This window comes from uncultured Aquabacterium sp. (assembly GCF_913773725.1).
Taxonomy (GTDB): Bacteria; Pseudomonadota; Gammaproteobacteria; order Burkholderiales; family Burkholderiaceae_C; genus Aquabacterium.
Window position 1 is genome coordinate 1 of the sequence record NZ_CAJYGK010000125.1, and the last position, 10,880, is coordinate 10,880.

Genomic DNA, 10,880 nt, shown 5'->3' on the forward strand with positions numbered 1-10,880 from the left:
GCGCCCAGCTTGTCGGCCAGCGGGGTCATGACTTCGTTGAACTTCTCGCTGCTGCCCAGCGCGCGGCCACCGCTGACGATGATCTTGGCGGCGGTCAGTTCGGGGCGGTCGTTCTTGGCGATCTCGCTGCCCAGGTAGGCGCTCTTGCCGTTGCCGGCTGCTGCCGCGACCGTTTCCACGGCGGCGGAACCGCCCTGGCCGGCCGGGTCGAAGCCGGTGGTGCGCACGGTGATGACCTTGGTGGCGTCACCGCTCTGCACGGTGGCGATGGCGTTGCCGGCGTAGATCGGGCGTTCGAAGGTATCGGCGCTGATCACCTTGGTGATGTCGCTGATCTGCGCAACGTCGAGTTTGGCGGCCACGCGCGGGGCCACGTTCTTGCCGCCGGCCGTGGCGGGGAACAGGATGTGGCTGTAGCCGCCGGCAATGGCCAGCACCTGGGCGGCGACGTTCTCGGCCAGGCCGTGGGCGAAGCCTTCGGCGTCGGCGTGGATCACCTTGGCCACGCCGGCGATCTGGGCAGCTTGTGCGGCGGCGGCGCCGGCGTTGTGGCCGGCGACCAGGACGTGCACATCACCCCCGCACTGGGCGGCAGCGGTCACGGTGTTGAGGGTCGCGCCTTTGATAGAGGCGTTGTCGTGTTCGGCAATGACGAGTGCGGTCATGGTGTTTCTTCCTCAGATCACTTTGGCTTCGTTTTTCAGCTTGTCCACCAGGGCAGCCACGTCAGGAACCTTGATGCCGGCACCGCGCTTGGCCGGCTCGGCGACCTTGAGCGTCTTCAGGCGCGGTGTCACATCCACCCCCAGGTCCGCCGGCTTGACCGTCTCCAGCGGCTTCTTCTTGGCCTTCATGATGTTGGGCAGCGTCACGTAACGCGGCTCGTTCAGGCGCAGGTCGGTGGTGACGACAGCCGGCAGGCTCACTTCCAGGGTTTCCAGGCCGCCGTCGATTTCGCGGGTGACTTTGGCTTTGTCACCGGCCACTTCCACTTTCGAGGCGAAGGTGGCCTGCGGCAGGTCGGCCAGGGCCGCCAGCATCTGGCCGGTCTGGTTGGCGTCGTCGTCGATGGCCTGCTTGCCCAGGATCACCAGACCCGGCTGTTCCTTGTCCACCAGGGCCTTGAGCAGCTTGGCCACGGCCAGGGGCTGCAGTTCGACATCGGTCTCGACCAGGATGGCGCGGTCGGCACCGATGGCCATGGCCGTGCGCAGGGTTTCCTGGCACTGGGCCACGCCGCAGGAGACGGCGATCACCTCGGTGGCCGCGCCCTTTTCCTTCAGGCGCACGGCTTCTTCCACCGCGATTTCGTCAAACGGGTTCATGCTCATCTTGACGTTGGCGATGTCCACACCGGTGCCGTCGCTCTTGACGCGCACCTTGACGTTGTAGTCCACCACACGTTTGACGGGGACGAGGATTCTCATGGTGCGACTCCCTTCAGACGCGTTCGATGATCAAGGCAATGCCCTGCCCCACCCCAATGCACATGGTGCACAGCGCGTAGCGGCCGCCGGTGGCGTGCAGGCGGTTGATGGCGGTGGTGGCCAGCCGCGCGCCGCTGGCGCCCAGCGGATGGCCCAGGGCGATGGCGCCACCCCAGGCGTTGACGCGTGCATCGTCGTCCTGCAAGCCCAGCTGGCGCAGCACAGCCAGGCCTTGCGCGGCAAAGGCTTCGTTGAGTTCGATCACGTCCAGCTGTTCGAGCGTGAGGCCGGTCAACGCCAGCACCTTCTGCGTCGCCGGGGCCGGGCCGATGCCCATGATGCGGGGCGCCACACCGGCCGTCGCCATGCCGACGATACGAGCCTTGGGCGTCAGGCCGTTCTTCGCCGCCGTGGCCTCGTCGGCCAGCAGCAGTGCGCAGGCACCATCGTTGACGCCGCTGGCGTTGCCCGCGGTCACCGTGCCGTCCGGACGCACCACGCCCTTGAGCTTGGCCAGGGCTTCCAGGCTGGTCTCACGCGGGTGTTCGTCGGTGTCGACGATCAGGGCATCGCCCTTCTTCTGCGGAATGCTCACCGCGCAGATCTCGCGCGCCAGGTGGCCAGCCTTGATCGCCGCCACGGCCTTCATCTGGCTGGCCAGGGCCATGCGGTCCTGCGCCTCACGCTCGACCTTGAAATCGGTCGCCACGTTCTCGGCCGTCTCTGGCATGGAGTCCACGCCGTACTGCGCCTTCATGAGTTTGTTGACGAAGCGCCAGCCGATGGTGGTGTCGTAGACGGCGTTGGCGCGGCTGAAGGCGCTCTCGGCCTTGGGCATGACGAAGGGGGCGCGGCTCATGCTCTCCACACCGCCGGCGATCATCAGCCCGGCTTCGCCTGACTTGATGGCACGCGCAGCGGTACCGATGGCGTCCAGGCCCGAGCCGCACAGTCGGTTGACTGTACTGCCGGGCACCTCCATCGGCAGACCGGCGAGCAGGCCGCTCATGCGCGCCACGTTGCGGTTGTCTTCACCGGCCTGGTTGGCGCAGCCGAAGATGATGTCGGTTACGGCGGCCCAATCCGCGCCTGGGTTGCGCGCCATCAGCGCGCGCAGCGGGACGGCGCCCAGGTCGTCGGCCCGGACAGAACTGAGGGCGCCGCCATAGCGGCCAAACGGGGTGCGGATCGCGTCGCAGATGAAGGCATGGGACATGGTCATGGCAATGCAGAAAGGAAAAGGGACAACAGCGGAAAAATGGGTTCGAACGTTTCAATCGAGCAGGCGGACCAGCATGGCCGGCGTGGCGCGCACCGCGCCAAAGCCGTTGGCTGCGATGAGCTGGTCAAGCTCCTGCTCCAGACGGGCGCGGGGCTGAGTCCGGGCCCAGTGCACGGGGCCGCCCACCCAGGACGGAAAACCGTAGCCGTTGACCAGCACCACATCGATGTCGCCAGCCCGGTGCGCGACACCTTCGCTGAACAGCAGCGCGGCCTCGTTCACCATGGCCAGCAGCGCACGGCGCTGGATCGCGCCGGCCTCCAGCGGCACACGCACGATGCCGCGCTCGGCCGCGGCCTGGACGATGACTTCGCGCACCACCTCATCGGTTGCGGGGCTGGGCTTGCCGTCGGCGTAGCTGTAATAGCCCGCCTGGGTTTTGCGGCCCATGCGCCCCATCTCGCACAGGCGGTCCAGGATGTGCACATAGCGCTCCCGTGGGTCGCGGGAGGCCGCGTTGGCCTGCCGCATGCGCCACGCGATGTCCAGCCCCGACAGATCGGCCACGGCAAACGGTCCCATGGCAAAGCCGAAATCGGTCAGGGCGCGGTCCACGTCCTCGGGCCAGGCACCGTCTTCCAGCATGAACTCGCACTGCTTGCGGTAAGCGTTGTAGATGCGGTTGCCAATGAAGCCGAAGGCGTTGCCACAGAGGATGGGCGTCTTCTTGAGCTGGCGCCCCAGGGCCATGCCGGTGGCGATGACGTCGGGCGCGCTGTCGCGGCCTTGCACCACCTCCAGCAACTTCATGACGTTGGCCGGACTGAAAAAGTGCAAGCCCACCACGTCCTGGGCCCGGGCAGTGGCCGAGGCAATCGCATCAATGTCGAGGTACGAGGTGTTGGTGGCCAGCACCGCACCCGGCCGGGCGTGCTGGTCGATCTGACGGAACACCGACTGCTTGACCGCCAGGTCTTCAAAAACCGCCTCGATCACCACATCGGTTGCCTGCAGCGCCGACCACTCCAGCGTCGCCGTCAGGCAGCCCAGCAGGCGCTCGGCTTTGGCCGAGTCCACCTTGCCGGCCTTCACGCGCGAGGCGAAGTGCTCGGCGATGCGCGCCGAACCGCGCGCCAGCGCATCGCCCGACTGCTCCAGCAGGCAGACCTGCAAGCCGGCTTCCAGCGCGGCGATGGCGATGCCCGAGCCCATGGTGCCGGCGCCGATGACGGCCACGCGCTCCAACGCACGGGGCTCGGCCGAAAGGTGGGCTGGCAGTTTGGCCGATTCGCGCTGGACCCGGAACTGGTAGCGCAAGGCGGCGGCTTCGCCGCTCTGCATCAGCGAGAGGAACAGTTCGCGCTCGCGCTGCATGCCGGCGTCGAACGGCAGCGCGCTGGCCTGCACCGCGTCCAGCAGGGCCTGGTAGGAAGGCTGGGCGCGCTGGCGCGGGTTGAAGCGGGCGGACGCCTGATCGACCGCGGCCTGGCAGGCCGCGGCATCGACGCTGCGGTCCCGTGCCCGAGGCAGGACCTTGCCGTCCTGTGCCAGCGCCAGGGCCAGTGCGGAGGCCGCTGCCCACAGATCTTGCGACACCACTTGGTCCAGCAGGCCGGAGGCCGAGAGGTCGGCGGCCGCCTGGGGCTGGCCCGAGAGCATCATCGCCAGGGCTTTCTCGGGCCCCATCAGCCGCGGCAGCTTCTGGGTCGCCCCCGAACCGGGGATCAGGCCCAGCTGGATTTCCGGCGTGCCCAGGCGGGCCGATGCCAGGGCCACGCGGGCATGGCAGCCCAGGGCCAGCTCCAGCCCACCACCCAGGGCGACACCCGAGATGGCGGCCACCACCGGCTTCGAGCAGCCTTCCAGGGTGGCGATGACATCGCGCAGCATGGGTGTTTCAAACTGCAGCGGCGTGCCGAACTCGGAAACGTCGGCACCAGCCGAGAAGGCTTTGTCGTTGCCGATGAGCACGATCGCCGCGACTTCGGGATCTGCCTCGGCGGCGCGCACCGCGTCGACGATGTGCCTTCGCAGCGCGATACCCAGGCTGTTGACGGGAGGGGCATTGAGTTCGATGCGTTCGACGCGAAGCGCTGTCGGTAAGGGCTGGCTCATGGGATGGTTCACGGGTTCAGATGATCTGTCGGTTCTTCAAGGCGTCCAGCTCGTCCACCGACAGGGCAGCGAGCGACTGCAGCACTTCCTGTGTGTGCTGGCCCAGCAGCGGCGGCGCGCTGCGGTAGGTCACGGGCGTGGCCGAGAGCTTGAGCGCGCTGCCCGGCACGCTGACCTGCCCGGCGGTGGGATGGGGAAGTTCCTGGCGCATGTCGCGGGCCAGCACCTGCGGGTCGCGGAACACGTCGGCCATGTCGTTGATGGGCCCACAGGGCACGCCCACCGCTTCCAGCAGACGGATCCACTCGTCGCGAGGGCGCTGCTGCATCAGCACCTCCAGCAAGGGCACCAGCTGGTCGCGGTGCCGCACCCGGGCGGGGTTGGTGGCGAAACGAGGGTCGTCGGCCAGTTCCGGCTGCCCTGCGACCTGGGTCAGCTTGCGGAACTGGCTGTCGTTGCCACAGGCGACGATGACCCAGCCATCCGCCACCTTGAACACCTGGTAAGGGACGATGTTGGGGTGCGCGTTGCCCCAGCGCGTGGGCGGCTTTCCCGTGGCCAGGTAGTTTGTGGCCATGTTGGCCATCATGGCCACCTGGGTGTCCAGCAGGCAGATGTCCAGGTGCTGGCCTTCGCCGGTGCGCTCCTTGTGGTTCAACGCCGCCAGGATGGCGATGGTGGCGTGCGCCCCGGTGAACAGGTCGGCGATCGCGACACCGGCCTTCTGGGGCGACGCGCCAGGCTGGCCGTCGCGCTCCCCGGTGACGCTCATGAAGCCGCCCATGCCCTGCACGATGAAGTCGTAGCCGGCGCGCGGCGCGTACGGACCGGTCTGGCCGAAGCCGGTGATGGAGCAGTAGATGAGACCGGGGTGCTCGCGGCGCAGGCTTTCGTGGTCGAGCCCGTAACGCTGCATGTCGCCCACCTTGAAGTTCTCGACCAGCACATCGCATTGGGCCACCAGGCGGCGGACCAGGTCCTGGCCCTCGGCGGTGGCGATGTCGAGCGTGACGGACCGCTTGTTGCGGTTCACCGCCAGGTAGTACGCGGCCTCGGTGGTGTCCTGCCCATGCGCATCGCGCGCATAGGGCGGCCCCCATTGCCGTGTGTCGTCGCCCTGGCCAGGACGTTCGATCTTGATCACGTCGGCACCTAGGTCGGCCAACGTCTGCGTGCACCAGGGGCCTGCCAGGACCCGCGTCAGGTCCAGCACCCGAATGTGGCTGAGGGCTCCCATGTCTTCAGTCCAGTTGCACGTTGGCCGTTTTAACCACCTTCGCCCACTTGGCAGCCTCTGCCTGGATGAAGGCTGCGAACTGCGACGGACTATCGGGTGCGGCTTCTGCCCCCTGCTCCTTCAATGTCTGCCTGACATCGGGCTGGGCCAGGATCTGTCTGATTTCCTCATTCAGACGGCTGACCAGGCTTGCGGACGTCGACGCGGGTGCCCAGATTCCAAACCATGAACTGGCGTCATAGCCCGCCACACCGGCCTCTGCGATGGTGGGCACATCGGGCAGCGCAGCGGAACGCCGGACTGTCGTTACCGCTACAGCACGCAATGCGCCGGATCTGATGTGCGGCATAGCCGACGGCAGGTTGTCGAACATGCAGGTGGTCTGACCTCCCAGCAGATCCGTGATGGCTGGGGCACTCCCCCGATAGGGTACGTGCGCCATGGAAACCTGCGCCATCTGCTCGAACAGCGCCCCGCACAGGTGTATCGAGGTCCCATTGCCGGCTGATGCATAGCTCAGCTTTCCAGGTTCGGCCTTGGCGGCAGCGATCAGATCCTTCACCGTCTTGATTGGTGAGGATGCATTAACCACCAGCACGTTCGGGACCATGGCGACCAGGCTGATTGGGGAAAAGTCCTTGAACGGATCGTAGGCCAGCTTTTTGTAGAGATACTGGTTGATGGCATGGGTCCCAATGGTTCCCATCAGCAGGGCGTGACCGTCCCCCGCAGCCTTCGCTACCAGGGCGGATCCCACGGCGCCACCAGCGCCTGGCTTGTTTTCGACCACCACGGTGCCTCCGAGGCGGGTGGCCAGATGGCGGCCGACTAGACGCCCCAGAATGTCGGTGGTTCCACCAGCCGGGAAAGGCACCAGCATGGTGATCGGTTTGCTCGGATAACCCGTTTGTGCCCAAGTGGGCACTGCCAGAGTCATGGCTGTCAGGGTCAGGATCTGGCGACGATTGATGCTGGGATCGTGTGGTCTGGACATGGTGTGTCTCCGGTGTTTGGAATGCGAAATGGCGGTCTCGGATCAGTCTTGACGCATCAGCTGCTTGCCAATGATGAGCTGCTGGATCTGGGTCGTGCCCTCATACAGTCGCAGCAGGCGAACGTCGCGGTAGAAGCGCTCAACCTTGTATTCGTTGATGTAGCCCGCGCCGCCATGGATCTGCACACCACGGTCGGCCACGCGGCCCACCATCTCTGTCGTGAAGAGCTTGGTGCACGAGGCCTGCATGCTCACCGCCGGATCGGTCACACTAAAGGGCTTGGCGTCGTAGCGCTGCGCCACCGCCTGCACCATGGACCAACCCGCCAGCAGCTCGGCCTGGCTGTCGGCCAGCATGGCCTGCACCAGCTGAAAGTCACCGATGCGTTGCCCGAACTGTTTGCGCTCCTGGGCATAGGCGACAGACTCGTTCAGGATGCGCTGGGCCATGCCGCAAGCCAGGGCCGAGACGTGCAGCCGTCCGCGGTCCAGCACCTTCATGGCCGTCTTGAAGCCCTTGCCGGGTACGCCGCCGATGATGTGGGACGCCGGCACCCGCACGTTGTCCAGGTTGACATCGCAGGTCTTGGTGCCGCGCTGGCCCATCTTCTTGTCCGGCTTGCCCAGGGTGATGCCGGGCAGGTCCGAGGGCACGATAAAGGCCGAGATGCCGCCGGCCCCCGGGCCGTCGGTGCGCGCCATCAGCGTGAAGGCGCCGGCGCGCGGTGCGTTGGTGATGTAGCGCTTGCTGCCGCTGAGCAGGTAGTCGTCACCGTCGCGCACGCCACGGGTCTGCAGGGCTGCGGCGTCCGAACCGGCGTTGGGCTCGGTCAGCGCGAACGAAATGATCAGCTCGCCACTGGCGATACGAGGCAGGTACTCGGCTTTCTGCTCGGCCGTCCCGTCCATCAGGATGCCCTGCGACCCGATGCCGATGTTGGTGCCCACCACCGAGCGGAACGCCAGCGCGGTCTGCCCCAGCTCGAAGGCCACCTCGCACTCTTGCGCCATCGACAGGCCGATACCGCCGAACTCTTCCGGGATCGACAGGCCAAACAGGCCCAGCTCTTTCATGTCATCCACGATGTCCGAGGGAACGTCGTCGTGCTCTTCCACGCTGTTTTCAGAGGGGACCAGACGCTCGCGAATGAAGCGTTGCACGCTGTCCTTGAGCAGGGAGAAGGTTTCCGTGTCGAGTGCCATGTGATTTGAATTTCCGAAGAGGGCCCTGGGATCAGGGCTGTTTGGGGTTGGGGGATTGTGTTGATCGCACATTGACTTGACAATCCGATCAATGTTTAACACTCTGTCAAACGCTGTTTGACAGTCATCCCATGGACCTGACCGGACTGGTGCTGCTGGTGGACATCCTCGATGCCGGCAACCTGAGCAGCGCGGCGCGCAAACTCAAAGTCAGCCGCGCCAACGTGAGCTACCACCTGCAGCAGCTGGAGAAATCGGTGGGCGCGCAGCTGGTGCGGCGCACCACCCGGCGCATCGAACCGACGGAGATCGGTCAAACGCTCTACCGCCACGGACGCGCCATCCGAGACGAACTGACCGCCGCCAGGGAAGCCATAGACTCCCTGGGTCGCGGCCTGCACGGCGCCGTGCGGGTCAGCGTGCCCACCGGCTTCGGGCAACTGGTCATGACCGGCTGGCTGCTGGAATTCAAGCGCCAATACCCCGACATCAGTCTGGAGTTGCTGTTCGAGAACCGGGTGGACGACCTGCTGCGCGACGAGGTGGATGTGGCGATTCGGGTGATGTCCGAGCCACCGGAAGCACTTGTGGCCAGAGAACTGGCGCAGGTGCGATACGTGGCGTGTGCCTCGGACGTGTTCACCCGCATACACGGTCTGCCGGATGATCTGGAAGACCTGCGGCGCATGCCGCTGATCACCTCGTCGGTGGTTGGACGGGAACTCAGGCTTTCGGCCTACAAGGATCAGGTGCGTCAGGAAGTCACACTGAGCCCGACGCTGGCTTCCGAGAACTTCCAGTTTCTGCGAGAGGCCATCCTGTCGGGGCTGGGGGTTGGTCTGGTGCCGAGCTATGTGGTTCAGGAAGACGTGAACACCGGCCGTGTTGTGACCGCGCTGAACAACTGGCGCCTGAGCATCTTCGGAACCCGGCTGTTTTTGCTGCGCATGCCAGGGCGCTACCAGACCCAGGCGGTGCGAACTTTCATCGATTTCGTCATCGAGAAAGCTTCACGCTGGCGGTGATGCAGGGGCCTGGATTGTCATGCGGTGGACGAAGACCGCCGGTATTCGGCAGGTGTCACATTCAGCATGCGTCGAAAAACGCGGGTCATGTGGCTCTGATCAGAAAATCCGCAGTTTGCGGCAACCACCTTGAGCGGAATGTCAGGGCGCGCAAGTTGTTGTTGTGCTCGCTTGACACGCTGGGCCAGTACGTAGGCGTGCGGTGCACACTGGAAATCAGCCCGAAACTTTCGCATGAAGGCGAAGACGCTCAATTGGGAAAGGCTGGCCAGATCCTGCAGCGAAATGTTCTTATCAAGGTGTTCTTCTATGTACTGAACCACCAGTCGACATTGGGCACGAGACAGCCGACCATAGTTGCGGTAATCCCGAAAAACGACTTTTGCATATTGGCGCAGCATATGAATGCATAGCTGAGCCTTAAGAGCGTCCACATAAATCTGACCGCCAACCAATCCGCATTTCAGTTCGTTCTCAAACAGGGAGACTAAAGCCGGCAGAACTGGATCTTCGGATCGAACCATGTCCTGCATCTCCACATCCCTCACGTCTTTGTCGAAAACCTCGCCTGCGACACGAGCGACAGCGCTTTGGGAAAGGTAGAGATGAGACACATTGATCCCTTTGTCCCAACGCCACTGTGATTGTTCGGCACGGGTCAAAACGGAAACAACGCCTGGTTCGACCCTCGCGGACTGCCAGGGCCCCCCGCTTCGCCGGCTCATCTCTGCCACCCCACTCCGATACACGACGATCATGTAATCACGCATTGTGGGTATCTCAACGTCGAGGCTGTCGTAGCGATAACCCTTCAAAATGGTTTCTTCCCACCCAAGAGGTGAGCTATCCAGAGTGAGCCGGCCGGGGATCCAGCGCGGCACTTCGTCGGGCGTGATCAATGAGTTCATACACCGGTGCTCCACGTTCACCAACTGGCCAAATTACCGTTTCCCGGCGAGACCGCCCCTAGGGTTTACCCATGCTGTGCAGTCAGTGCCGAATATTCCAACGGCTAAGACAGTCAATGCCTATCGGCTGCAGCGCTCACACCCAACCGTCGACACTGCAAAAATCGATGATTGTTTGTTAGGGCAAGCACTACCAAGTCAAAATACTTGGAGCAACCTCACGTTCAGTCGACTGGACTCTTTGAACCCGTTGCCGACCTTCAGATCGCGACCGACAGACACCAGTACTTGCAACGAAGGGCTCACAAAAGTTGATGCTGTCAGTGTCGCTTTCGTGGTGGTGATCTCGTTTTCCAGGGACACACCGTTCACTCTCTGAATACCACCAAAGGTGTGCGACAGACCTGCCGCCAACAAGGTGCCTGGGCCTTGGTGCCAGTTCAGAGAACCCTGCAGTTGGTAGAGGGCTTTTTGTTGAAGCGTGTCCGCTCCGGAGGCACCAAATTTCTTGTTCTTCCCAAACAGGGTTGCGTCGACAGCTCCCTCCGCATCAAGCTGTTGGCTCAATTGATACGTGCCACCGAACTGGAAAATGGCTTTCCATCGGTTCTCTCCAATGTTTAGTGTCTGACCTGTGTCGTAGTCGGGGTCTCCTCGTTTTCAGTGCAATAAGTGACGGTACGAAAAGCTAGCACTGGCGCGGAGGTGGTGTTGGTAGATCGTTGATTTCATTGACTTTCCTGTTCACT

9 protein-coding genes and 1 pseudogene are annotated in these 10,880 nt (G+C 64.2%); 1 reads left to right on the plus strand and 9 read right to left on the minus strand.

Going from position 1 to position 10,880, the window contains the following annotated elements:
• From QZ709_RS15365 to QZ709_RS15395, 7 genes are all read right to left on the minus strand, one after another.
• Positions 1 to 665: electron transfer flavoprotein subunit alpha/FixB family protein (locus QZ709_RS15365; protein WP_294638269.1), on the minus strand; the 665-nt coding region annotated here is incomplete at its 3' end.
• A gap of 12 nt (positions 666 to 677) precedes the next feature.
• Positions 678 to 1,427, minus strand: coding sequence for an electron transfer flavoprotein subunit beta/FixA family protein (locus tag QZ709_RS15370; protein ID WP_166226545.1), 750 nt, complete (start codon positions 1,425 to 1,427; stop codon positions 678 to 680).
• 13 nt (positions 1,428 to 1,440) lie between these two features.
• Complete coding sequence (pcaF, locus tag QZ709_RS15375; protein WP_166231060.1) at positions 1,441 to 2,643, minus strand: 3-oxoadipyl-CoA thiolase; 1,203 nt, start codon at positions 2,641 to 2,643, stop codon at positions 1,441 to 1,443.
• A gap of 57 nt (positions 2,644 to 2,700) precedes the next feature.
• A complete protein-coding gene (locus QZ709_RS15380) occupies positions 2,701 to 4,764 on the minus strand; it encodes a 3-hydroxyacyl-CoA dehydrogenase NAD-binding domain-containing protein (protein WP_166231057.1) in 2,064 nt (687 codons plus the stop codon).
• Between the two features lie 16 nt (positions 4,765 to 4,780).
• Positions 4,781 to 6,001: a CaiB/BaiF CoA-transferase family protein gene (locus QZ709_RS15385; protein ID WP_166226544.1), complete on the minus strand. Its 1,221-nt coding sequence runs from the start codon at positions 5,999 to 6,001 to the stop codon at positions 4,781 to 4,783.
• A 4-nt stretch (positions 6,002 to 6,005) separates the two neighbouring features.
• Positions 6,006 to 6,995, minus strand: coding sequence for a tripartite tricarboxylate transporter substrate binding protein (locus QZ709_RS15390; RefSeq protein WP_166226542.1), 990 nt, complete (start codon positions 6,993 to 6,995; stop codon positions 6,006 to 6,008).
• Between the two features lie 42 nt (positions 6,996 to 7,037).
• The gene (locus QZ709_RS15395) at positions 7,038 to 8,198 is read right to left on the minus strand and encodes an acyl-CoA dehydrogenase family protein (RefSeq protein ID WP_086920795.1); all 1,161 of its coding nucleotides are present in this window, start codon (positions 8,196 to 8,198) and stop codon (positions 7,038 to 7,040) included.
• A 131-nt stretch (positions 8,199 to 8,329) separates the two neighbouring features.
• On the opposite strand from QZ709_RS15395, the gene QZ709_RS15400 reads away from it, so the two are divergent.
• Positions 8,330 to 9,223 carry a LysR family transcriptional regulator gene (locus QZ709_RS15400; protein WP_086920794.1) on the plus strand — a complete coding sequence of 298 codons (894 nt, stop codon included), beginning with the start codon at positions 8,330 to 8,332 and terminating at the stop codon, positions 9,221 to 9,223.
• A 17-nt stretch (positions 9,224 to 9,240) separates the two neighbouring features.
• Here the strand turns inward: QZ709_RS15400 and QZ709_RS15405 are convergent, their stop codons facing one another.
• Both QZ709_RS15405 and QZ709_RS15410 read right to left on the minus strand, forming a co-directional pair.
• On the minus strand, positions 9,241 to 10,131 hold the full coding sequence (locus QZ709_RS15405) for an AraC family transcriptional regulator (protein WP_166226540.1): 891 nt from the start codon (positions 10,129 to 10,131) through the stop codon (positions 9,241 to 9,243).
• A 198-nt stretch (positions 10,132 to 10,329) separates the two neighbouring features.
• A pseudogene (locus QZ709_RS15410) lies at positions 10,330 to 10,764 on the minus strand (transporter); the annotation flags it as partial.
• Positions 10,765 to 10,880 lie beyond the last annotated feature (116 nt).

Coding starts and splice junctions, on each gene's coding strand:
- pcaF (WP_166231060.1), bottom strand. CDS start 2,643: ATGTCCCATGCCTTCATCTGCGACGCGATCCGCACCCCGTTTGGCCGC.
- QZ709_RS15380 (WP_166231057.1), bottom strand. CDS start 4,764: ATGAGCCAGCCCTTACCGACAGCGCTTCGCGTCGAACGCATCGAACTC.
- QZ709_RS15400 (WP_086920794.1), top strand. CDS start 8,330: ATGGACCTGACCGGACTGGTGCTGCTGGTGGACATCCTCGATGCCGGC.
- QZ709_RS15405 (WP_166226540.1), bottom strand. CDS start 10,131: ATGAACTCATTGATCACGCCCGACGAAGTGCCGCGCTGGATCCCCGGC.
- QZ709_RS15385 (WP_166226544.1), bottom strand. CDS start 6,001: ATGGGAGCCCTCAGCCACATTCGGGTGCTGGACCTGACGCGGGTCCTG.
- QZ709_RS15390 (WP_166226542.1), bottom strand. CDS start 6,995: ATGTCCAGACCACACGATCCCAGCATCAATCGTCGCCAGATCCTGACC.
- QZ709_RS15395 (WP_086920795.1), bottom strand. CDS start 8,198: ATGGCACTCGACACGGAAACCTTCTCCCTGCTCAAGGACAGCGTGCAA.
- QZ709_RS15370 (WP_166226545.1), bottom strand. CDS start 1,427: ATGAGAATCCTCGTCCCCGTCAAACGTGTGGTGGACTACAACGTCAAG.